The sequence below is a fragment of the Gluconobacter frateurii genome (assembly GCF_002723955.1).
GTDB lineage: Bacteria > Pseudomonadota > Alphaproteobacteria > Acetobacterales > Acetobacteraceae > Gluconobacter > Gluconobacter frateurii.
Genome location: NZ_BEWN01000001.1, coordinates 892,062 through 914,819, shown reverse-complemented (window position 1 = coordinate 914,819; position 22,758 = coordinate 892,062). Strand labels below are relative to the sequence as shown.

Sequence of the window (22,758 nt, the reverse complement as noted above, 5' to 3'; positions counted from 1 at the left end):
GCTGGAAAGGCTGCAAGAAACAGCCCTCCAACCATCCAAAATCTGGTATTCATCCAGCCCTCGTTCTTAATCCGCGTTCCCTGGAAAACACGTCTGGTCCAGAGCCAGCACTGAAACACTGCATAGGGCATCGGGGGAGATCAAGGCTTTACCTTTTCTGCTTGGAAGCGTTCACAGGAAAGGAGCACGGTCACGCGCGCCCGAAGATTCTGACACTAACAAAGCGTGACCTTAAGACCTTGATAAAACGAGGAACGTCATGCCGTTTGTACAATTTGTTCCCATCCCTTCAGTAAAACACCCCTGTTCAGTCATGGTCCGGCTGGTCACAGCATCTCTCCTGGCGACGTCAGCACTGGTTCTTCTGTCGCCCGCTGCGCATGCTACAACGTGCGCAGATCTGGCACACACAGCTCTTCCGGATGCCACTTTTACAAAAATCGAAACTATAGCCGCCGGAGCCTGGCATAGTCCGCAGACCTCCCTGACCCGGATCATGAGTACGCCGGGAATGAACCTTGCCGGACATCCGGCACAAGACACGAACCCATCGTTTTGCCGCGTTGCGGTGACCTTGCATCCCTCTACGGACTCTCAGATCCGCACAGAAATCTGGCTTCCTCTCACAGGATGGAACGGAAAATTTCTTGGTGTGGGAAATTTCGGCTGGGCAGGTTCGCTCATGTATGAGGGCATGACGACAGGCGTGAAAGAAGGCTACGCGGTTGCTAGCACTGACACCGGTCATGACAGTTCAACACCAGAGGGTCAGGGAGGCCGTTTCGCACTTGGCCATCCGGAAAAACTGATCGACTATGCCTACCGCGCCGACCATTTGATGACGGTCACAGCCAAAAATCTCATACGCCGCTTTTATGGAAAAGCAGCCTCCCATGCCTATTGGATCGGATGTTCCCTTGGCGGCCTCGAAGGATTGATCGAAGCCAAACGCTATCCTGAAGACTATGACGGCATTGTCGCAGGTGCGCCTCCCAATCCGATCGTCAGCTTTAATGCTGAACAGCTTTGGGCCGGCTGGATGAGTTATCACGATCCTGCCCTCCGCGTGGGCCGTGAAAAATTCCAGTTACTCAACCGTGCCGTTATGGCTGCGTGTGCATCGCCTGTCGGGAAAAAACAGGGTTTTCTAGACGATCCTGAGCGTTGCGGTTTCAAGCCAAGTCAACTGTTATGCAAAGGACAAGAGACATCTGACTGTTTAACAGCAAATGAAGTAAAATCCGCCGAACAGATCTATCGTGGCCCTATTGACCCTAATAGCGGTAACGTAATCTTCCCAGGTCCCGCAAAAGGCAGCGAGGAAGGGTTTTCAGCAGATGGAAAAGCTTTTCCTGTAGCTTTGGATCTCTTCAAATATGCAGCTTTCCAAAATCCGGAATGGGACTGGACCGCACTGAACTGGGACAAAGACATTGCAACCGCTACACGTAAGCTGGGCCCCTTGTTACATGTTGACGACAACCTAACGCCTTTTTTCAGACACGGTGGAAAGCTGTTGATGTATATCGGCTGGAACGACGGTCATAATCCTGAACAACTCGCCAGCTATTACCAGTCCGTTATCAAGAATTCTGGGGCCTCCGGGCAGAATTCTGCGCGACTCATTACTATTCCCGGCATGGGGCACTGCTACGGGGGGTCAGGGTGCGACACCTTCAGCAAACTTGGTGTCATTGATGATTGGATTTCTCGCCACCAATCTCCCGAAACTATTATTGCGGCCTACGTATCCAACGGTAAAATTATTCGTACACGTCCAGTTTGTGCTTGGCCGAAGATAGCGTATTACGACGGGCATAGTAATATGAACGACGCAGCCAGCTTTTCCTGCATCATACCACCAGCGACAATGAAGATGAAGTAAGACATTATCGTATACTACAATATTTATTCAGAAATTACATGACTGATCATGAGCAAACAGGTCAGTCATGTAAGATACAAATTTATAATTACATTAAATTAACGAGTTTATTATAATTTTTCTATGAGTTTTTTAAATATATACTTTCCTCAACTAACAGATTCCAGAATCCCTTTACATATTGCAACATGCGCCCGGTATGAATGAATCTGGATCAATGCTCTTTTCTATTAAAATAGTACAATTTTCATTTTAATAACTATCTTGTTAAGCTATCGTTCACCCATTCAAGGCGTTCTGCACTAAGGTCTGGACGGACCTTCCGTGTGCCCTGCTCGAAACAGATATAGCTCAAAAGGTCTCATCGTTATGTCTTCTACTCGCCGCCAGACAACAGGTCGCCCCGCATCAAAGAAACCTGCTACCGCGCCTCGTGCAAAAAAAACCACGTCGGTTGTAGAGACAGCACCAGAACCTGAAATTGCGGTCGTAGAGACAATTACAGAAACTCCAAAGTCAGTTGTAAGTCCCTTCTTGGCTGACATGGTCTGCGCTTTTGACAGAGCATGGTATGAGCGCCAATATCCGGATGTCACTGCGGCCGGACTTGATGCCGCAACACATTATCGCGAAACTGGCTATCGGGAAGGGCGGCAGCCAAACCGCTTTTTTGATCCCAATGACTATCGTGCAGCAAATCCTGACCTTCTGGAATATGATGGCGATCTTTTCCTGCATTTCATTTTCTACGGCCTTCAGGAAGGTCGGCGCCTGCGCTAATCTGCAAAAAATATTCTCCTACAGACCGGCGCATTAAAAGCGGGCTATTGATAGATTGCTCTTATATCCTGAACGGGAGAGACTTTTTTCTCCGATCCCGTTCAGGAGTCTGAAAACCATGCAGAGTAATCGTTTACGTGTTGCAATCGACATGGACGAAGTAATTGCAGATGCACTTGCAGCACAGCGTCTTTGGTATCGAGACACTCATGGATACATCTGGACCGATGACGAACTGAGAGGCCGGAAGCTAGAAAACCTAGCGGATCCGGAACATGCCAAGAGCATGGAAAAACTCCTGCATGCCGGAGATTTTTTTGCAGACCTAGAGGTCATGCCTGGGGCGCAGGAGGCCCTGAAAGAACTCAGCCAGAATTTCGATATTTTTATTACGACCGCTGCAATGGAATATCCCGCATCCTGTGCGCCCAAGTTTCACTGGCTGAAACAGAATTTCCCTTTTGTCTCCCCTTTGAATATCGTCTTTTGCGGTCACAAAAGTATTCTGGCTGCTGATTACCTCATTGACGACAATGTTCGACATTTCCGTAATTTTCAGGGTCAGGGTGTTCTGTTTTCCGCTCTTCATAACCAGACTGTGGAATGGTCTCCGCGGGTGAATGACTGGCAGGAAGCCGTATCCTATCTGACGGCGCAACGTCTCGCCGGAAATCCGTAAGCCTTCAGAGCGATCACGAGCGACAAAAGCACTTCTTCGAGATTACAACATTGTAAGCCATTCCGGTTTTTTGCTTTTGGATTTGTGCTCCAGTTTACGATACAGATTTGCTCCCGTTTTTTAGCTTCTGGTCTGTGAGCACGTTTCCTTTATGTCCACTCCTTTCCGCTCTGGTGCATTTCGCCTCTCTCCGTCTGATTACCGCGCCCTCACAGACGCCGCACGTCAGGATCCGGAAGCCTACTGGCAGAACCAGAGCACACGACTGGAATGGGATATTCGTCCTTCCTCCGCACAGGATACCGGAAACGGTTGGTTCGCAGATGGCACCCTGAATGCCAGCGTGAATTGCCTGGACCGCCATCTTGAAACCAGAGGCGACCAGACTGCACTGATCTGGCAGGCGGAAGAAGCCGACCACGTTGTTCGCCTCACTTACCGCGATCTGCATGCGCGTGTCTGCCAGATGGCCAATGTCCTCCGCGACCATGGTGTTTCTCGCGGTGACCGGGTTGCCATTCACCTTCCCACGGTCATTGAGGGGGTGATTGGAATGCTGGCCTGCGCCCGACTGGGTGCCATTCACGTCGTGCTGTTTGGCGGGTTTTCTCCAGAAGCCATTGCGGATCGACTGGCCGATAGTGGTGCAACACTGGTGATCACCGCAAATGTCGGTCGTCGTGGCGCGAAACGCATTCCCTTCAAGACGACCATGGACGCTGCGCTGAGCCTACGGCCTGAGACCTTGTCTGTCCGGAATGTTCTGGTTGTCAGTGTGACGGACGAGTCAGTTCCGATGCAGGAGGGTCGCGATGAACTGCTGAATCCGCTTCTGAAAAAAGCCGAGCCGTCCTGCCCTGCCGAAACCATGGCCTCTACGGACCCGCTTTTTCTGCTTTATACGTCCGGCAGCACCGGTAAGCCCAAAGGCATTGTACACGGAACGGGTGGCTACCTGACATGGGCCTCCTACACGCATGAACTGGTCTTTGACCATCAGCCGGGCGATGTCTTCTGGTGCACGGCTGATATCGGCTGGATCACCGGCCACAGCTACGTCGTGTACGGACCACTTTCGAACGGTGGAACCGTTCTTTTATTCGAGGGCATGCCGTCCCACCCGGCTCCGGGCCGCTGGTGGGAAGTCATCCAGTCCCACAAGGTTACGACATTCTATACCTCACCGACGGCCATCCGCGCCCTGATGCGGGAAGGCAATGACCTTCCACGTCAGTATGACCTGACGTCCCTGCGTGTTCTGGGAACTGTCGGCGAGCCAATCAGTCAGGAAGCCTGGTCCTGGTTTGATGACGTGATTGGCGGTGGCCGATGTGCATTTGTCGACACATGGTGGCAGACCGAGAGCGGCGGCATCATGATTTCCCCTGTGCCAGGTGCCGTAAAGGAAAAGCCTGCGTCCGCAACCCTTCCCCTACCGGGCGTTCATCCTGTGCTTCTGGATGACAAGGGGCAGGTTCTGGATGGTGCGACAGAAGGCGTTCTCTGTCTGGATGGTTCCTGGCCGGGTCGCGCACTGACCATCTGGAACGACGATACGCTCTTTCAGACCACTTACCTCCGCCCCTATCCCGGCCACTACTTCACGGGTGACGGCGCGCGACGGGATGAAGACGGTTATTACTGGATCACCGGACGCGTTGATGACGTCATTAATGTCTCCGGCCATCGCATCGGATCCGCCGAAATCGAGGATGCGCTAGCCGCTGAGCATGCCATTGTCGAAAGCGCAGCCATCGGTATCCCGCATGACCTGAAGGGTCAGGGGATCATCGTCTACGCCGTTGCCCGCGATCCGTCTCACCCCGAACTGGAAATGCTTGCGGTCCGCGCCATCACAGCCAAAGTCGGACGCTACGCAGTACCGGAAAAAGTCTACATCGTACCGGATCTTCCAAAGACCCGTTCCGGGAAAAACGTACGCCGTCTGATGCGCAAGATTGCGTGTGGAGAGACAGATGGCCTGGGCGATCTTTCGACGCTCGCAGACCCGGAAATTGTGGACATTCTGATCCGCATTGTTCAGGGCTGACCGATGCACACTGTCGGATTTTAGTTCAGGATCCGGCAGAGCGTCCGAAAGGCAAACACTATGAGGCAGTCTTGGCGCAACGTTCTTCCCGCCACGTGGCGGAGTGACATTCTCGCCGGGTTGTCTCTTGCCTTTACTAACGTTCCGCAGGTGCTGGGTTACGCCCGAATAGCAGCCATGCCAGCAGTGACGGGTCTCTATACCGTCCTGCTTCCGTTGGCGGGTTTTGCTCTTTTCGGATCGTCCAAACACCTCGTCGTCGCAGCAGATTCTGCCACGGCGGCCATCCTCTCAGGCTCACTCAATGCCCTGGCCCCGCTCGGCAGCGCTCATTACATAACGCTCGTTAGCGCTACAGCACTGATGGTAGCAGCGCTCCTTCTTGTCGCGCGCCTGTTCCGGCTTGGCTTTCTGGCAGATTTCCTGTCCCGCACGGTTCTGATTGGCTTCATGACGGGTGTGGGGCTCCAGATCATGATCGCCATGCTTCATGAACTGCTCGGCGTTCAGACTAATGCCCATAATCCCATTCGCCAGCTTGCGCAGACCTTGGCCAACCTGCATCACGCCAATGGCGCTTCAGCCTGTATTGCAGCAGTCACAATCGGTGTCATACTGCTTCTTAACCGCTTTCGTCCGCGCTTTCCCGCTGCATTATGCGTGGTCACCGGAAGCATAGTTCTTAGCAAATATGCCGGACTTTCACATTTTGGCATCTCTACACTCGGGCCTATCAGTGGAGGCCTTCCTCATCTCCAGTTGCCGATCATTGGCTGGAATGAGTTTGTCTCTCTTCTTCCGGTCGCTGCATCCTGCGTTTTCGTGATCATCACGCAGAGTGCGGCAACCTCCCGGTCTTTCGCGACACATTTCAACGAAACGCTTGACGAAAACAGGGACCTGGAAGGTTTGTGGATTGCCAATGCAGCGGCGGCATTCAGTGGAACGTTCACAGTTAACGGCAGCCCCACGCAGACAGCCATGGCCGTTCGGTCCGGCGCCCGCAGTCAGGTTGCGCAACTGACTTTCGCAGCCATTACCCTGCTTGTTCTGCTCTTTTTCAGCGCCCCCTTGCAGTACCTACCCCAATGCGTTCTGGCTGCCATTGTTTTCACTGTAGCAATCGGCATGGTTGAAGTCCGTGCGCTGCTGGCTATCCGCCGTGAAAGCCCCGGAGAATTCTGGCTCGCCCTAACAACTGCCGTCGTTGTTCTGGGCGCCGGGGTTGAGCAAGGCATTCTCATGGCCATTGCCCTCTCACTTTTCCGCCACGTGCGCCACAGCTACGCGCCTCATACAGCGGTTCTTCAGCCTTTCGGAGCAACGGGAGCCCTTGAGTCAGTTCCAGCCCATGGTGGTCTCGAAACTCAACCCGGTCTCATCATTTTTCGCTTTTGTGCAGACCTGTTTTATGCGAACTCGGCCCGGTTCAGCCGGGACGTTCTAACGCTCCTGAATGAGGCCCCTCATCCCGTGCGCTGTATTGTGGTAGAGTGCAGCCCGATCACGGATATTGATTATTCGGCTGCGGAGGATCTGCGTGCCCTCCTCAAAAATCTCAACCAACGAGGAGTCAGGATGTTTTTCGGGCGTGTCAGTCCAGAGCTGAAAGCAGACATGAACCGTCATCGGCTTGTAGGCGCGATTGGCGCCGAAAACCTGTTTGAGGAACTCCACACCGCTTTGGCTGCCGCTCGTCAATCCATTCAGGCTGTTGCCACGCCATGATGGATGGTCAACAGGACGAGAAGAAAGATCTCACCCGACGTCAAAGCAAGAAGGATCGGACGGCTACAGCTCTGGCCTGGGAAGCCTTGCGGCTATTCTCAACGCAGGGATACGAGGAAACGTCTGTCGAGCAGATTGCTGAAGCCGCGAATGTCTCCCGTCGGACTCTGTTCCGCTATTTTTCGGGAAAAGGCGACATCATCCTCGCCTGGACCAGTGAAATGACCGAGGCACTCAAGAACGCGATCGCCTCAGCCAGCCCGGACGCTTCTCTTCAGGACATGGTGCTGCTGGCACTTTTGCCCGTGGTGCACCGTATTACGGCAAACAGAGAATACGCTTATGCCCTTGTTCAGCTTCTGGAACTTGAACCAGCATTACGCAGCGTCAGTTTGCAGAAATATGAGGAATGGGAAGAAGCGCTGGCTAAAGCTCTGATGGCGCGCCTCCCCCCTACCGATATGCCGTCTCTTGCCGCGCGGCTAATTGCCCGTACGGCCATTGCAACATATCGGACGGCCGTTGATGAATGGATGAAAACGGAAGGCAAAGCCGATCTGGAAGATCTGCTGCGCCGCGCCTTTACCTTTCATCCCCTTCTGTGGATGGAAGACAGCCCTCTCAGCCTTGGCTGAAAGGGCTCATATGGCTTAGAGATCCAGTTCGATGGAGAAGTGGTAGGTTCTCGGCAGGCCTGCCACTGCGGAGTTGGTAGCCGTCCCGCCGCCATTGATGCTGGAGGGATAGACGGATGCCCAGTAGCTCTGGTTCGTTACGTTATCGACTCCGAAGCGGAAGACCAGCGGCTGCTGATAGACATGCGTTGCGTAACGAGCCCCCAGATCAAGCGTCACATAAGACGGTGCAAACGTCGTGTTATAAACATTCGCCGCACGACGCCCCATGTAATGAACATTTGCATTCACCGCACCACCCTTCAGGAACGGCAGGCGATAGTCCAGCAGAACATTCGCCATAAGGGGTGGAACACCGACGACCTGCTTGTAAGCCGTCTTGGCCACACCAGTATTGAGAAGCTGCGCATCAAGCCACGTCATGCCGCCGAGAACGCTCAGGTTTTCGGTGATATTTCCGGAAGCCTGAAACTCAACACCATAGTTCCGCTGGATGCCATAATTGGCATACACATAAGTGACAGGGTCCGTGAAACCGAACGGACGGGACATGCGGAAGCCTGCGACATTCAGCTGGAGTCGTTTGGCAACAAGGATCTTGTAACCAACTTCATATTCTTCCGACCGTAGCGGGGCCGTCACTTCATTGACGTTCACAGACCCTGTTGGAGCCGTGGTCCCGGCCTGCAGGGAGCGACCCCATGTGAAATAGGCCGTCTGATTAGATGTGGGCTTATAAATCAGGCTCGTCATCGGGCTAAAGGCCGCGGAACGACTATACGTTGATGTTTTGACGGCCGCTGTGGAATAGTTGTTGGTACTCAGCCAGCTCCAGGCCAGTGTCCCCATGATGGACCAGTGCTTGCCAAGGGAAATCGTATCCCCCGCCAGAAGGGACTGGGTCATGGTGTCCGCAGACTTATAGCGCCCGGAATAATAAGGCTGGGCGCTGGAAACGGTCTGCGGGTTGCCGATCGTGGCTTGCCCCAGCGTAATATTCCCTGTGGACGACGTCGGGTTGTAGTTCCCCATAACGTAGCCATTTGTTCCGATCTCAATCTGATGCTTCAGCGGGCCAGTATGGAACACACCATTCAGGTAGGCCATGTTGCTGCCGGAGACAAAGTCATTGGCCGTCGTAGCTGCCGAAATCGTCTGATTATAGCGCCCGGAGGAATTCAGCAGTTGATTACCGACACTAAAGACATTTCTACCCGCATTTTCCCACATACCACCGAGCTTCAGGCTCCAGTCATCATTGAAATGATGAATGATCTTCATCAGGGCGGTGTCAGTTTCCATATTGTAGCCAGCCTGCTTCTGGCCGTAGCCCTTCTGGCTCAGGTCAGGGGCGTTCGGAAGCTGAATAGCCGTGCTGTAAGAAAAGCCGCCCGGATAACCACGCTGCGCGTAGGTGTACTGGCTGGCATCAATTTGAATAACGGTTTTGGGCGAAAGATGAATATCGAAATCCCCGCTCACCAGATCACGGCGCATGTGAGAGTCCGCGACGTATCCTTCCCCGTTCTGATTCAGCAGATTTAGGCGGTATCCAAACCACTTGTTGTGCCCTACACGCCCGGAAACATCGACGCTCTCCATCGGAGCACCGTTTGAATCCACGCCGACAACAAAACGCTCCGTTTTGCGATCCGTCGGCCGCTTCAGGGTGAAATCAAACGTGCCAGCAGGGTTTTGCGGCCCATACACAGCACCAGACAGCCCGTTAAGCACCTGCAGACTATCAAACTGCTCGGCTGCATAAGGCGTGGTGATGACCATGTTGAGGCCATCCATCCGGGAGTTGGAAATCACGTCCCCTTCAAACCCACGGGACTGCGGCCGACTGGTATTCGGATCTCCGCGCATTTCAAGCTGGGCAGACGGAACAAAAGCAACAAGATCATTGATGTTTCTGACCTGCTGATTGACCAGAACATCATGCGGCACCACCATCACGGACATTGGCGTATCCAGAATGGAACGTGTTCCGAGTGGGCCGAGCGAAGCCTCCTTCGTCCGGTAGTCTGCAACCGTTCCACTTCCACTCCGACGATGAACAGTAATCTGCTCGGCTTTCGGCGCACTTACGGCTTTTTTTGAAGATGACGGATGTTTCGGGACATCCGCCTGGGTCTCCGCAGCGTGTACCGAGAAGCTGCTCATGACAGAGCCAGCCAGAAGACACATCGCAAGCCGCGAGATTTTCATTCCATTATCCTGTATGCTGTCTTTTAGATTCTCTGGACCTTCTACATTTTGGCACTGAGTGCCACAATTTATATGAACCTATTTTCCATATGAAATTGCAGTTTTCCAGGCCAGGTGTTTCCAATCTGGCACAGTTTGACCGGAATTCTGTTACAATCCGAGATTGTCCCTCGTGAGATACGCCATATTACTGCCACGCTGCGCCCTTCATATCTCTCTCAAGAACATGTTCGGATAAACGGCTCTGCTGCGCCGGACCATGTTGAGAAAGGCAATTTATGCGTAAAAAAATTATCGCTGGCACTTTGATGAGCTGCATGCTGGCAATCACGATTAACTCAGCGTCCGCTGACCCACATGGAGGTCCCGGCGGCCCGGGTGGACCAGGTGGCTTCCAAAACCGGGGCGGTCACAATGGAGGTCCAAATTCGTTTGATCGTAACCGGGTGTGGCGTAAGGGCGAACGTTACACAGGACCGCGGAATAATGGATGGATTGTCAACAACTGGCGCGGTCATCCGGGTCTCTGGCAGCCTCCCCGTGGGTACTACTGGATGCAATACGGAAACCAATATCTGTTAACAGCTGTCACAACCGGTATTATTGCGGGTGTTGTAGGGGGCGTGATTGCCAGCCCACAGCCAGTGGCTCCGGGATATCAGCCGGTTCCCCCGCCACCCCCTGGTCCTGGTCCTTACTGAGGTACAGACAGGCTCGGGTGAATATTGACCCGGGCCTTTTCTTATTCCTGAACGACATTATTTTCCACAGTTCAAAGCTCGACAGTTTCGGCGCTCTGGCCCAACACCGTTCTCCCATAAAAGAATATTTTAGATGCGTAAGAAGAGTGATCTGGATATGTGCATCTGATGTTTTCAGGAAGGTGCCTCTATGCCGCTCTCACCTAACTCCAAGGACTGGCTAGGCCTATGCGCGGCGCTCGTCCTGGTTGTGGCCTTAAGCATATTTGGCTGGCTGGGTTGGGAGAAAGTTTCGGGTGATGATTCAATCACGCATGTCGCGATTGCTACGGTTATCAGTGTTGAGAAGATCACCGGGGACAGTGATGACCCTGTCTCATACAAAGTGACTTATAATCTCCACGGCCACCCCTTAAGCAATTATTTCTCAGCCGAATGGTACGAGAGTCACAAGACAAGAAAGCACTTTTTGATTACCTACCGCATGGCCAACGGATACCATATTGACAGCGTTCGATAGGTCTTCCCTACCCTGCCTGAAAAGCCGGATTAACAAAAATCCGGCTTGACCATTTTTGCGTCTCAGGCGAGCCCTTCTTCCTGAAACGCACGCTTCGCAGACGGGCGTGCCATGACCTTTTCTCTCAGTGCCCACGCTTTGCGATGATGGGAAATATCCACCTTCTTGAATACAGCCCATGTCATGATGACAGCCGCATAGGCATCGGCTTGTGTGAAATCATCGCCTAACCAATAAGCATGATCATCAGAGAGCATCTGTTCAAACTGGCTCATCCGGCGATGGATCTGCTCATGAACAGATTTCTCGGCCTCCTCCGTCAGGCCCGGCGCAAACAATCCGCCAAACGCGCTATGCAGGTCTCCACAAAAGCCGAGCGCTTCCTGTAGGCGGGCGCGTTCCATGGAACCATAAACGGGTTTGAACGCAGCAATATCGGCATGGTCCCCGACATATTGAAGGATAGCCGAATTCTGCGTCAGAACGACACCGGGCTCAATCTCGATTGCCGGAACTGCACCGCGTGGATTGATGAGCAGGTAATCTGCGCCGGTTTCAGTTTTTTTGGTGGATGTATCCACCTTCTCAAGACTGTAAGGCTTCCCGATCTCATTCAGAATGATATGGGTGGCCAGTGAACAGGCGCCCGGCTTGTAATACAGCTTCATGGTGTTCTCCTCATCTGCGGAACGTGTACCGAGTTGCGTTTACTCAGCAGAGTGAAAGACGAAAGGCCGCAGCCTCACGCCTTCCCTCACCTGAACGCTTACGGCTGCTTTTCGAATGCACCGGCAATCGTCAGGTTCACGTCATCGCTGACATAAGGCACATACTTCTTCACTCCGAAGTCGCTGCGATGGATTGTTCCCGTGGCCTGGAAACCGACTGTGTAGGCCTTATCCATCGGGTTCACACCTGCGCCAACGAAGTGCACATGCAGCACAACAGGCCTGGTGACACCATGAAGCGTGAGATTGCCACTCACAACCGCGTCTTCTGCACCGGCCGGAGAAACCTGTGTCGAGACAAACGTCGCATCAGGGTACTTGGCGGCATTGAACCATTCATTGTTCTTCAGTTCGTCCGTCAGGACTGTGCTGGACGTCGAAACACTGGAAACGGGGATGGTCACCGACAGCTTCGAAGCCGAAGGATGAGCAGCATCAAGCTTCAGGCTACCACTGACGTTTGAAAACTGGCCCGAATAGTATGTGAAGCCGAAATGCAGGACGGAAAAATCGACCTGTGTATGACCGGCTTCAACCTTATAGGTGCCAGATTTGACATCTGCCGGGGCAGCCGCCAGGGCGCTGGAAGCAGCCAGAGTAAGCGAAAGAGCGGCCATGGCCCCGGAGAGAAGTATCTTCATAACAAAGCCCTTTCTGGACGTTAAAAAAGAAAATGGTGTCAGCCGAAACGGAAGCCGGACAACGCCTTTCCCATGACGGTATCACTGTAGTCGCGAGAACCCGGATCAATTCCTGCGGCTCCAGCGACAAACATCAATGGCATCAGATGCTCTGCTTCTGGATGACACACCCTTGCGCAGGGCGCGTCTTCCCATGAAGCGAGCAACAACGCACGCTGAGATGGCGCAGCCTCGACCGCTTTAGTCAGCCAGCCATCAAACTGTATGGACTGCCTGTCGGCTTCAGCATCAGGTCGTAGAAAGCGTCGCAGATTATGATAGGACATGCCCGCCCCAACCAGCAGGACATTCTCATCCCGCAAAGGCTCAAGTGCTCGGCCGATTTTCATGACATCTTCTGCTGAAGCATGATGGGGCAGAGACAATTCCACCACGGGGATGTCAGCTTCAGGGAAAGCAAGCATAAAGGGTATGAACACCCCGTGGTCAAACCCGCGCTGATCATCTTCATCACCGGCAATACCAGCGCGCTCCAGAAGACGCCGAACTTGGTTTGCCAGAACTGGTGATCCAGGAGCGGGATACTGGAGCGCGTAGGTATGCTCCGGGAACCCATAATAGTCGTAGATTAGTGGAGGTGCTTTGCCTGACGTAACGGTTGGGCGATCAGTTTCCCAATGTGCGGACATGACGACAATCGCCGATGGGCGACGAGGCAAGGTCTTTCCAATACCACGCAGGTGCTCTCCCATACGATCCCAGACGTGAGGCCAATCCATGAAAAAGCATGGGCCACCACCATGGGGTATGAAAAGAACGGGCTGCCGCTCCACGTCGACTTTCGTCGCTGAAATGTCTGTCATGAGAAGCTGCCTCCCTTCATCTCTTAAGGGGCAGGTTGTCATCAAACTGGTGCAACGATAATCCTGACTTCAGGAAAGTCATCTAACACCCGGGGTATGAAATGCTGGATCGTATTACCAGTATGCAGGTTTTTGTCCGGGTCGTCGGACAAGGGAGTTTCGCAGCGGCTGCCCGCTCTTTCGGACTCTCGCAGACGATGGTTACCAAGCATGTGTCAGCTCTTGAAGACCATCTTGGCATCTCGCTGTTCCACCGCAGCACCCGGCGCCTTTCCTTAACGGAGCCAGGGCGCCTTTATCTGGACCGTTGCCAGAACCTGCTTTCCAGCCTGGAAGACATGGAACAGGAAGTATCCGCCGAAGCTCTGGAGCCGCGAGGTCTGCTGCGGCTAAACACGCCAGTTTCTTTTGCAATCCGCTATGTCGCACCACTGTTGCCGGACTTCAGCCGAAGATATCCGCTTGTGACGGTTGAACTTGGTGTGGATGACCGTCGGGTTGATCCCATTACGGAGGGCTGGGATCTGACCTTACGCATTGGCCATCTCCCTCCCAGCAGCCTCAAGGCCCGCCGGCTTGCTCACATTACTTTCACACTCTGCGCTGCTCCCTCCTATCTGAAACAGCATGGCACCCCGAAAACAGTCAGTGACCTTCAGCAGCATGCCTGCCTGGGATATACATTGAGCGATGCCGTGGGCTCGACGCACTGGAGCTTTGGCCGGAAGGGAGAGCGCACCATCCCCATCCAGAGCACTTTAAGAGCAAATAACGGGGACATTCTGAGAACGGCAGCCCTTGCGGGCCAAGGCATCCTATATCAGCCGACCTTTATCGTGGCGGACGAACTTCGTGCCGGATTATTACGCCCCATCACTCTCGACATGCCAGTTCTGGATGGGCCTGACCTGCATGCCGTCTATGTTCCAACCACGCATGTTCCTCTGAAAGTCAGGGCCATGATCGACTTTCTGGCAGAACACTATGCCCCTGTTCCACCATGGGAACGGGTCTTTACTTAGTCCTGAAGGCGGTATCGGGCACGAACGAGGACATCCTGCTCCAGCATGCCAAGTACCTCTGGGCGTTCGTCCACCTTCACGAGAAGCACAACGGTACTGAAGGGATAACCAACACCCAGAACGCGGTCCTGAAAGAGCTGTGCCATTGTGACGGACAGGCCTTCCCGGGAACAACAGGAGCAACCGGCCCCATGGATTTTGCGAAACGGAGACGGTGGGGGAAGCGAAATCTGCCTCGCCCAGCCCTCTTCCACCTGATCCGCGACCAGCACGGCGTCAGACCGACGCGTCAGCGGCCAGTCTGACAGATCCGTCACAACACAAACCGAAAGCTGCATCCCGTTATCCCGCCGTCCGACCAGCTTTGGCGACTACAGGGCGCCTTCCCCAGGTGTTGGTCAGAACCACACCCGCCATAACGATTGCCCCACCCAACAGCGTTCGCACCGTCGGGATTTCATTCGTCAAAATATAGGCCAGAAGCATTGTCACGGGTGGCAGGAGATAAAGCAGCGCAGCTCCGCGTGTCGCCCCCAGATGGCCAATGACGAAGGCCCACGCTGCGTACCCGATAGCCGCTGGGAAAATACCCAGCTCCAGTACGGAGACCTGACTTGCAAAAGACCCATGGACGAAACTGCTGATTCCAGCCGGAAGCCACGGGCTGAGAAACAGGGCTCCACTGATCAGCACATAAGCAATCGTTGTCAGCGCACCATATCGGTGAATGAGACCCTTCTGCAGATTGGTGTAGAGCGCCCCACAGACGGCAGCCCCGAAGACCAGTGTCGCGCCGGAGCCGAAAGACAACCCGCCTGACTGCCCTTCTGCGATCAGGACCACACCTGCAAAACTGAGAACAGACCCGGCCCAGCCCCAGAGAGACATCCGCTCCCCAAGAAATGCCATGGCCATCAGACCAGCCATAAGGGGGGCCGCACTGATGAGAAGGCTCGCCGCACCAGCCGAAACTGTCATTTCTCCGCAGTTAAAGAAGATGTTGTACAGCGTGATACCGACCACACCACAGGCCAGAACCTGTGGCACGTCAGAGAGACGCAAACGTGCCGGTCGCTTCCAGATAAGCCATCCTCCCGCGATAACCGCCGCAATCGCATAACGCAGGGCAGCCAGAGGAATAGGCGCAAAATCATGAAGAGCAATTCGCACAACCGGGTAGGCACTGGCCCACGACAGAATGGCGACAGCTACAAAAAGGAGAAGAAAGCGACCAACTGAATTTGTCATTACAATGCCGTAGCAAATATGTGTCCCCGCGGGGAGGCGTTCCTCATTATGACAGGAGGTCCAAAAGAAGGACAAGAGAGATCCGGTTTGCCAGCAGCTTCCGGGAACCGTTATACAGACGAACCTCCGACGCAGACTATGCCCGCGTCATGGTCTGTCCTGTTCCGTTTCCTTCTTGAAGAGCGCCTCAATGTCCTCACGTCCCCATCTTCTTGATGCCCTGTCAGACCAGGTTCTGCTCTGTGATGGTGGTATGGGATCGCGTGTGCAGATGCTCGATCTGGAAGTTGAAAAAGACTACTGGGGGCAGGAAAACTGTACGGAAATCCTGAACCTGTCCCGCCCGGAACTGGTTCGTGAAATTCATCGCGGCTATTTCGAAGCTGGCGCGGACATGGTGGAGACCAATACGTTCGGCGGCTCCATCGTCACGCTGGCCGAGTTCGGTCTTCAGGATCGCGCCCGTGAAATCAACCGCGTCGCCGCCACTCTGGCAAGGGAAGCCGCAGACACGTTCTCGGACGACCGCCACCGTTACGTCATGGGGTCCATCGGGCCGGGCACGAAACTTCCAACACTAGGGAACATCGACTACGACACGCTTGAAGCGGGTCTGCTTGAGCAATGCCGTGGCCTGATTGACGGTGGCGTAGACGGCTTCCTGATTGAGACCTGTCAGGACACGCTCCAGATCAAGGCTGCGGTGAACGCCGCAAAGATCGCCCGGATCGAGCTTGGATCGGACGCACCGATTTTCGTCCAGGTGACGGTTGAGACGACCGGCACCCTTCTCGTGGGGCCAGATATTGCCGCCGCTGCGACGACCGTTAACGCGCTTGATGTTCCGTCCCTCGGCCTGAACTGTGCAACCGGTCCGCAGGAAATGGCCGAGCATGTGCGCTGGCTGTCCGAAAACTGGCCGGGCTTGATCTCCATGCAGCCCAATGCCGGACTGCCGGAACTGGTTGATGGCAAGACGGTCTACCCGCTCAGCCCGGCTGAAATGGCTGTCTGGATGGAGCGTTTTGTTCGCGAAGACGGGCTGAACCTGATTGGCGGCTGCTGTGGAACATCTACACCACATATTCAGGCCCTGGAGGGCATGCTGCGTCGTGTAGGTGGCGACAAATATCGTCCTGCGCCCGTCAAGCGTAGCACGATCTGGATGCCGTCCGTTTCCAGCCTCTACACCCAGACCCCTCTGCGGCAGGAAAACAGTTATTTCTCGATTGGTGAGCGCTGCAATGCCAACGGTTCAAAGAAATGGCGCGAACTGCAAGAGAGCGGTGACTGGGATGGCTGCGTTGCCGTAGGCCGTGAACAGGCTGCCGAGGGTTCCAACGCGCTCGACATCTGCACAGCCTTCGTAGGACGCAACGAAACCGCGGAAATGAGCGAAATCATTACCCGGTTCACGTCCTCTGTGAATGCGCCACTCGTGATCGACTCAACGGAAACTCCCGTTATCGAAGCCGCTCTGAAGCTGCATGGTGGCAAGCCGATCATCAACTCCATCAATTTCGAAGATGGGGAAGATCACGCGCACGACCGCATGAAGCTGGCGCGAAAGTTCGGCGCTGCCATGATCGCCCTGACGATTGACGAAGTTGGTATGGCGAAGGAGCCGCAGGACAAGCTGCGCATCGCTGAACGCCTCGTCGATTTCGCCTGCAATCAGTATGGGCTGCCGCAGTCTGACCTGATGATCGACCCCCTCACCTTCACGATCGCCACCGGTGTGGAAGACGATCGGAAGCTGGGCCAGTGGACGCTTGAAGGTATCCGCATGATCCGGGACAAATTCCCGGACATCCAGATCATCCTTGGTCTTTCTAACATTTCCTTCGGTCTGAACCCGGCCGCGCGTGCTGTCCTGAATTCTGTCTTCCTTGACCATGCCGTCAAGGCAGGCATGACAGGCGCTATTGTCCATGTCTCCAAAATCCGTCCGCTGCATCTGATTGCACCTGAGGAGGTCAAGGTCGCCGAGGACCTGATTTTTGATCGCCGGACCGAGGATTACGACCCACTCCAGAAGCTCCTTGAACTGTTCGCAGGACGTAAGGCCGCCGATGCCGTCAAGAAGCGTCGCGCCGAAACCCCGGTCGAGCGCCTCAAGGACCGCATTGTCGATGGTGACCGAAAGGGCATTGAGGAAGACCTCGAAGCCGCAATGCAGGAAATGCCCGCGCTGGACATCATCAACAACGTGCTTCTGGATGGCATGAAGGTTGTTGGTGAGCTGTTTGGTTCGGGCAAAATGCAGCTTCCGTTCGTGCTGCAATCTGCCGAGACCATGAAAACCGCCGTTGCGTGGCTCGAACCGCATATGGAACGTGTCGAGGGTCAGCATCGTGGTACGATGGTTCTGGCGACCGTGAAGGGCGACGTTCACGACATCGGTAAAAACCTTGTCGATATCATCCTGACCAATAACGGGTATCAGGTCATTAATCTTGGCATCAAGGTTCCGCTGGCAGACATGATCACGGCGGTTAAGGAGCACAAGGCCGATGCCATTGGCATGTCCGGGCTGCTGGTCAAATCCACGGTCATCATGCGTGAAAACCTGGAAGAGATGAGACGTCAGGGCTTTGATGTTCCCGTCATCCTGGGGGGCGCCGCCCTGACGCGAAATTACGTCGAGGAAGAATGCGCGCTGTCCTATGGTGGCAAGGAGCCCGGTCGCGTGGCTTATGCCAGAGACGCATTCGATGGCCTCTCCCTCATGGACAAGATCTCCCAGAAGGAATTTGACGGTTATCTGAGCGCCATCCAGACGCGCCGTGCCGGCAAGGCCAGCCGCAAGAATGCCCGTGCACCCGAGACGGCAGAGACGCGTGGTTTCGGCGTCGTGGACCCGGCTGCGGCCCGCGAACGCCGGAACCGTGTTGCGGGCGAGCTTCCCCCGCTTGAGCCGCCGTTCTGGGGCGCGCGTCTGGTGGAAGCTACGCCCAACGCCGTTCTGCCATTCCTGAATGAGCGCTCGCTTTATCAGTTCCAGTGGGGCTTCCGGAAACAGGGCCGTACCCTTGAAGAATTCATGGACTACGCGAAGACGGAACTTCGTCCCGTCCTGAAGCGCATGCTGGCTCTGAATTCGGAGCAGAACATTCTCCGCCCGCAGGCCATCTACGGCTACTGGAAAGCCGCTGGCGATGGGAACGATCTCATCCTGTTTGAAGAAGACGGAAAAACAGAAGCTGCCCGCTTCACCCTGCCTCGCCAGCCCAAGGATGACGGCGAGTGCATTGCCGACTTCGTGCGGGACATCAACGACGAACAGCGCGATGTCGTCGGCCTTCAGGTCGTGACGGTTGGGCAGAAAGCGTCTGACCTGGCTCGTGAATGGTTCGAGGCCAACCGTTATCAGGACTATCTGTACCTGCATGGCCTCTCGGTCGAAATGGCGGAAGCCATGGCCGAGTACACACACAAGCGCATCCGTGCCGAACTCGGCTTTGCTGCAGAAGACGACCGCGACATGGAGAAAATGCTTTCCCAGTCCTATCGTGGATCACGATATTCCTTCGGTTATCCCGCCTGCCCGCGCCTTGAAGATCAGGAACCCATCCTGCGTCTTCTGGATGCGGAACGGATCGGTATTTCCCTGTCTGACGGGTTCCAGCTTCACCCGGAGCAATCGACATCCGCTCTGGTCATTCTGAATCCGCGCGCCAAATACTTCACAGTCTGATCCAACGGAGACCCACGCTCATGGCATCCCAGCAAATCGACGGGCTTTTGACCCAGCTTCGGCAAATCAACGGTGAGCGTGGTTTCTTCGCAAACTTCTTCGGGCTTTTCTGCGTGACGTGTCTTCTGGGGCTCGCCAACATGTTCAGCCGGTCCGTTCTTCACGCCGATATGGGTTGGCTTCTCAAGCCACTAATGGTCGTGATGGCGCTTTATTTTTTCCTGCCTTATCTGCTGCTCCTGTTTCTGGACCGTCGCAGAAACGGGTAGTTCCCTCCTCCTTCAAAACGCCCCGCCATGGGGCGTTTTTTTTGCTCTACTGCGGAGCTGGTAGAGAGAGTTTGTCTTTCCAGGTATTGAATTTATAATAATTTTACAAAATTACTCATTTTTCATTCTGGATATTCCATGACGGTTCTCTCCCCCTCTGCCGAAGAACGCCTTCAGACTGTTCTGTCCCGCCTTCACCCCCGGCTGGAAAACCAGATCAGCACAGCGTCTTCCGTTCTGGAGGAACACAGCCACGGTGAGGCCATGGATGCTGCGCGCCTTCCTGCTGCTGTCATATTTGCGGAAAACACCGAGGACGTTTCGGCCGTTTTGAAGGAATGTCACGTCGCCCGTGTTCCTGTCGTTGCCTTTGGAGCAGGAACATCCGTTGAAGGGCATGTCACACCACCAGAGCACGCCATCAGCCTCGACCTGTCCCGCATGACGGCCATCGTGGAATTGAACGCCGAGGATCTGGATTGCCGCGTTCAGGCCGGCCTTACGCGGCAGTCTCTCAATACCCAGATCCGGGATACCGGTCTGTTCTTCCCGGTTGACCCCGGCGGCGAGGCCACGGTTGGCGGCATGTGCGCAACCCGAGCCTCCGGTACGGCAGCCGTGCGCTATGGAACGATGAAAGAGAATGTACTCGGTCTGACCGTTGTACTGGCAACGGGCGAAATCATCCGCACAGGGGGCCGCGTCCGCAAATCCTCAACGGGCTATGACCTGACATCGCTTTTCGTCGGCTCAGAGGGCACACTGGGTATCATTACCGAAGTCCAGCTTCGCCTGCACGGTCGCCCCGACACGCTCTCTGCCGCCGTCTGCCAGTTTGAAAACCTGCATGACGCCATCCAGACGGCTATGGAAATCATCCAATGCGGCATCCCTATCAATCGTGTTGAACTGATGGACAGCGTGCAGATGGAAGCCTCCATTCGCTTTTCGAAGCTCGAAGGCTTCCTTCCCCTCACCACGCTGTTCTTCGAGTTTGCCGGGGCGCCTGCGGCCGTGCAGGAACAGGTCAGCGCTACTGAGGAACTTGCGCTCGCCAACAACGGCCTGGGGTTTGCATGGGCCGAAAGTGCGGAAGATCGTGCACGCCTCTGGAAAGCCCGGCATGACGCCTTCTGGGCAGCCAAGGCGCTGGACCCGACAGCACGCGTGATTTCAACGGACTGCATCGTCCCCATCTCCCGCCTTGGCGAATTGATTGAAGGTGTCTCGAAGGATATTGCAGCGTCCGGTCTGAAAGCTCCGCTTCTCGGCCATGTCGGAGACGGCAATTTTCACACCCTCATCATCACGGAACATACGCCGGAAGGATATGAGCGTGCGCTCGATCTGGACCGGAAGATCGTCGGCCGTGCTTTAGCTCTTGATGGCTCCTGCAGCGGAGAGCACGGGGTCGGCATGGGGAAACTGGAATTTTTGGCGACCGAACATGGAGAAGGCGCACTTAGCGTCATGCGGGCACTGAAGAACACAATGGACCCCCATCACATCCTCAATCCGGGCAAATTGCTTCCCAACGGACCCGTTTATAGAGGATAAGAGCCTCCTCCTTTTGTTCTGCTTTTACGGACCCTGCCTCCAATGCCTTCAGCTTCCGCTACGTTCCCTGATGTCGTCCTGATCGGGGGCGGTGTCATGAGTGCGACGTTCGCCGCACTGCTGAAAGAACTGTCTCCCGAACTGTCCATCACAATGTTCGAAACACTGGAGCATTGCGGACAGGAAAGCTCTAAAGCCTGGAACAATGCCGGGACAGGCCATGCGGGGAACTGTGAGCTGAATTATACGCCGCAGCGCCCGGATGGCAGCGTGGACATCTCCAAGGCTCTGGCGGTCAATACGGAATTCGATATTTCCCGGCAGCTCTGGTCTCACTGGGTTCGCAGCGGGCGTCTCGCAGATGCTGGCTCCTTCATCCATGCCTGCCCGCATGTCAGTCTGGTCTGGGGCAAGGAAGATGTTGCGTTCCTGAAGGCCAGATATGACGCTATGGCCAGCCATCACTGCTTTGACGGAATGGAATACAGCGAAGACCCGGCTGTGATTGCCGACTGGGCTCCATTGGCCATGGAAGGGCGCGATCCGTCCGTCCCGGTAGCAGCCACGCGGATCCGTAGTGGAACGGATGTCGATTTCGGTTCACTAACGCGCAGCCTGTTTTCCAGCCTCGAAAAAGAAACAGGTTTCCATAGCTTCTATCGCCACCGTGTTACGGATCTCGTCAAAACAACGGATGGTCGGTGGCGTGTGACGGGGGTCAACACGCAGACGGGTGCAAGGCGCTCCGTTCTGACGCGGTTTGTTTTTGTTGGAGCGGGCGGGGCGGCCCTGCCCCTGCTTCAAAAATCCGGTATCCCGGAAGCGTACCGATACGCGGGCTTCCCGGTCAGCGGTCTGTGGCTGCAGTGTACTGATCCAGCCATCACCCAACGCCACCATGCAAAGGTTTACGGAAAAGCCCCGGTCGGATCGCCTCCCATGTCCGTCCCTCACCTTGATACCCGCGTGATTGATGGCAAATCCTGCTTGCTCTTTGGGCCCTATGCCGGATTTTCCACGAAGTTTCTCAAGAGCGGTTCATGGATGGATTATTTCCGGTCCCTGAATGGTGGAAACATCATTCCTGCAGTCACAGCCGCCAAAGATAATCTGTCTCTGATGAATTATCTGGTTCGGGAAGTCACACAGAGCGATCACAAACGCTTCCGCTCCCTTCTCAACTTCTACCCACGTGCAAGCGAGAGTCAGTGGACGAAAATCGTCGCAGGGCAACGCGTTCAGATCATCAAGCCGGATAACGGACTGCACGGTGTCCTGCGCTTTGGGACAGAGCTGGTCCGCAGTTCCGACCAGTCTCTTGTGGCTGTTCTTGGCGCCTCACCGGGTGCGTCCATTGCTGCGTCGGTAGCTTTGCAGGTCGTTGAGAAATGCTTCCCGCAGAACGTGACTACGGCTGGGTGGCTGCCCCGTCTTAAAGAAATCTTCCCGGCTTATGGAGTGGATCTGAAGACCGATCCGGACCTCTGCCGTGCACTTCGCCGGGACACAGCCCAAACCTTGCAGATCGAAAACTGATGTCTCAG

The 22,758-nt window shown here is 55.0% G+C and carries 17 protein-coding genes and 1 pseudogene; 12 read left to right on the top strand and 6 right to left on the bottom strand.

All coding sequences use genetic code 11. The features are described from left to right. Positions 1-370: 370 nt before the first annotated feature. The 6 genes and pseudogenes from GFR01_RS04200 to GFR01_RS04175 form a co-directional block, all read left to right on the top strand. Positions 371-1,885 (top strand): annotated as a pseudogene (locus GFR01_RS04200) (tannase/feruloyl esterase family alpha/beta hydrolase); the annotation flags it as partial. Positions 1,886-2,419: 534 nt separating this feature from the next. Next, on the top strand, positions 2,420-2,665 hold the full coding sequence (locus GFR01_RS15900) for a hypothetical protein (protein ID WP_373317583.1): 246 nt from the start codon (positions 2,420-2,422) through the stop codon (positions 2,663-2,665). Between the two features lie 118 nt (positions 2,666-2,783). Beyond that, entirely contained in the window at positions 2,784-3,344 is a 561-nt protein-coding gene (locus GFR01_RS04190; RefSeq protein WP_099181372.1) for a 5' nucleotidase, NT5C type, read from the top strand. A gap of 151 nt (positions 3,345-3,495) precedes the next feature. Further along, on the top strand, positions 3,496-5,394 hold the full coding sequence (acs, locus tag GFR01_RS04185) for an acetate--CoA ligase (RefSeq protein WP_099181371.1): 1,899 nt from the start codon (positions 3,496-3,498) through the stop codon (positions 5,392-5,394). Positions 5,395-5,454: 60 nt separating this feature from the next. Continuing rightward, positions 5,455-7,122 carry a SulP family inorganic anion transporter gene (locus GFR01_RS04180; protein WP_099181370.1) on the top strand — a complete coding sequence of 556 codons (1,668 nt, stop codon included), beginning with the start codon at positions 5,455-5,457 and terminating at the stop codon, positions 7,120-7,122. Then, positions 7,119-7,757 carry a TetR family transcriptional regulator gene (locus GFR01_RS04175; protein ID WP_063902887.1) on the top strand — a complete coding sequence of 213 codons (639 nt, stop codon included), beginning with the start codon at positions 7,119-7,121 and terminating at the stop codon, positions 7,755-7,757. Before GFR01_RS04180 ends, GFR01_RS04175 begins: the two co-directional genes overlap by 4 nt. A gap of 15 nt (positions 7,758-7,772) precedes the next feature. Here the strand turns inward: GFR01_RS04175 and GFR01_RS04170 are convergent, their stop codons facing one another. Beyond that, entirely contained in the window at positions 7,773-9,968 is a 2,196-nt protein-coding gene (locus GFR01_RS04170; protein WP_174694652.1) for a TonB-dependent receptor, read from the bottom strand. A gap of 278 nt (positions 9,969-10,246) precedes the next feature. Between GFR01_RS04170 and GFR01_RS04165 the strand changes: the two genes are divergently transcribed. Then, positions 10,247-10,669 (top strand): RcnB family protein, encoded by a 423-nt coding sequence (locus GFR01_RS04165; protein ID WP_063902888.1) that lies wholly within the window; start codon positions 10,247-10,249, stop codon positions 10,667-10,669. Positions 10,670-11,251: 582 nt separating this feature from the next. On the opposite strand, the gene GFR01_RS04155 is transcribed toward GFR01_RS04165, so the two are convergent. The 3 genes from GFR01_RS04155 to GFR01_RS04145 all read right to left on the bottom strand — a co-directional run bounded on the left by GFR01_RS04155 (position 11,252) and on the right by GFR01_RS04145 (position 13,421). Further along, entirely contained in the window at positions 11,252-11,857 is a 606-nt protein-coding gene (locus GFR01_RS04155; RefSeq protein ID WP_099181369.1) for a glutathione binding-like protein, read from the bottom strand. Positions 11,858-11,955: 98 nt separating this feature from the next. Continuing rightward, positions 11,956-12,558, bottom strand: a complete 603-nt coding sequence (locus GFR01_RS04150; protein ID WP_099181368.1) for a YceI family protein — start codon at positions 12,556-12,558, stop codon at positions 11,956-11,958. Positions 12,559-12,596: 38 nt separating this feature from the next. After that, positions 12,597-13,421 (bottom strand): DODA-type extradiol aromatic ring-opening family dioxygenase, encoded by an 825-nt coding sequence (locus tag GFR01_RS04145; RefSeq protein ID WP_099181367.1) that lies wholly within the window; start codon positions 13,419-13,421, stop codon positions 12,597-12,599. 101 nt (positions 13,422-13,522) lie between these two features. Here GFR01_RS04145 and GFR01_RS04140 point away from each other — a divergent pair, with 101 nt between their 5' ends. Then, a complete protein-coding gene (locus GFR01_RS04140; protein ID WP_099181366.1) occupies positions 13,523-14,443 on the top strand; it encodes a LysR family transcriptional regulator in 921 nt (306 codons plus the stop codon). Here the strand turns inward: GFR01_RS04140 and GFR01_RS04135 are convergent. Both GFR01_RS04135 and GFR01_RS04130 read right to left on the bottom strand, forming a co-directional pair. Next, on the bottom strand, positions 14,440-14,781 hold the full coding sequence (locus tag GFR01_RS04135; protein ID WP_099181365.1) for a hypothetical protein: 342 nt from the start codon (positions 14,779-14,781) through the stop codon (positions 14,440-14,442). The two genes, GFR01_RS04140 and GFR01_RS04135, sit on opposite strands and share 4 nt — an antisense overlap. 4 nt (positions 14,782-14,785) lie before the next feature. Next, entirely contained in the window at positions 14,786-15,691 is a 906-nt protein-coding gene (locus GFR01_RS04130) for a DMT family transporter (protein ID WP_099181364.1), read from the bottom strand. A 190-nt stretch (positions 15,692-15,881) separates the two neighbouring features. Between GFR01_RS04130 and metH the strand changes: the two genes are divergently transcribed. From metH to mqo, 4 genes are all read left to right on the top strand, one after another. After that, complete coding sequence (gene metH / locus GFR01_RS04125; RefSeq protein WP_099181363.1) at positions 15,882-19,388, top strand: methionine synthase; 3,507 nt, start codon at positions 15,882-15,884, stop codon at positions 19,386-19,388. Positions 19,389-19,408: 20 nt separating this feature from the next. After that, entirely contained in the window at positions 19,409-19,657 is a 249-nt protein-coding gene (locus GFR01_RS04120; RefSeq protein ID WP_007282164.1) for a hypothetical protein, read from the top strand. Positions 19,658-19,795: 138 nt separating this feature from the next. After that, positions 19,796-21,214 (top strand): FAD-binding oxidoreductase, encoded by a 1,419-nt coding sequence (locus GFR01_RS04115; protein WP_099181362.1) that lies wholly within the window; start codon positions 19,796-19,798, stop codon positions 21,212-21,214. A gap of 42 nt (positions 21,215-21,256) precedes the next feature. Next, the gene (gene mqo, locus GFR01_RS04110) at positions 21,257-22,750 is read left to right on the top strand and encodes a malate dehydrogenase (quinone) (protein ID WP_099181361.1); all 1,494 of its coding nucleotides are present in this window, start codon (positions 21,257-21,259) and stop codon (positions 22,748-22,750) included. Positions 22,751-22,758: the final 8 nt, after the last annotated feature.

What these genes read in the sequence shown, in the direction of transcription:
- GFR01_RS04165 (WP_063902888.1), top strand. Translation starts at nt 10,247, where the DNA reads ATGCGTAAAAAAATTATCGCTGGCACTTTGATGAGCTGCATGCTGGCA.
- GFR01_RS04120 (WP_007282164.1), top strand. Translation starts at nt 19,409, where the DNA reads ATGGCATCCCAGCAAATCGACGGGCTTTTGACCCAGCTTCGGCAAATC.
- GFR01_RS04175 (WP_063902887.1), top strand. Translation starts at nt 7,119, where the DNA reads ATGATGGATGGTCAACAGGACGAGAAGAAAGATCTCACCCGACGTCAA.
- GFR01_RS04150 (WP_099181368.1), bottom strand. Translation starts at nt 12,558, where the DNA reads ATGAAGATACTTCTCTCCGGGGCCATGGCCGCTCTTTCGCTTACTCTG.
- GFR01_RS04135 (WP_099181365.1), bottom strand. Translation starts at nt 14,781, where the DNA reads ATGCAGCTTTCGGTTTGTGTTGTGACGGATCTGTCAGACTGGCCGCTG.
- mqo (WP_099181361.1), top strand. Translation starts at nt 21,257, where the DNA reads ATGCCTTCAGCTTCCGCTACGTTCCCTGATGTCGTCCTGATCGGGGGC.
- GFR01_RS04155 (WP_099181369.1), bottom strand. Translation starts at nt 11,857, where the DNA reads ATGAAGCTGTATTACAAGCCGGGCGCCTGTTCACTGGCCACCCATATC.
- GFR01_RS04145 (WP_099181367.1), bottom strand. Translation starts at nt 13,421, where the DNA reads ATGACAGACATTTCAGCGACGAAAGTCGACGTGGAGCGGCAGCCCGTT.
- GFR01_RS04115 (WP_099181362.1), top strand. Translation starts at nt 19,796, where the DNA reads ATGACGGTTCTCTCCCCCTCTGCCGAAGAACGCCTTCAGACTGTTCTG.
- GFR01_RS04140 (WP_099181366.1), top strand. Translation starts at nt 13,523, where the DNA reads ATGCTGGATCGTATTACCAGTATGCAGGTTTTTGTCCGGGTCGTCGGA.
- GFR01_RS04130 (WP_099181364.1), bottom strand. Translation starts at nt 15,691, where the DNA reads ATGACAAATTCAGTTGGTCGCTTTCTTCTCCTTTTTGTAGCTGTCGCC.
- acs (WP_099181371.1), top strand. Translation starts at nt 3,496, where the DNA reads ATGTCCACTCCTTTCCGCTCTGGTGCATTTCGCCTCTCTCCGTCTGAT.
- GFR01_RS04190 (WP_099181372.1), top strand. Translation starts at nt 2,784, where the DNA reads ATGCAGAGTAATCGTTTACGTGTTGCAATCGACATGGACGAAGTAATT.
- metH (WP_099181363.1), top strand. Translation starts at nt 15,882, where the DNA reads ATGTCCTCACGTCCCCATCTTCTTGATGCCCTGTCAGACCAGGTTCTG.
- GFR01_RS04170 (WP_174694652.1), bottom strand. Translation starts at nt 9,968, where the DNA reads ATGAAAATCTCGCGGCTTGCGATGTGTCTTCTGGCTGGCTCTGTCATG.
- GFR01_RS04180 (WP_099181370.1), top strand. Translation starts at nt 5,455, where the DNA reads ATGAGGCAGTCTTGGCGCAACGTTCTTCCCGCCACGTGGCGGAGTGAC.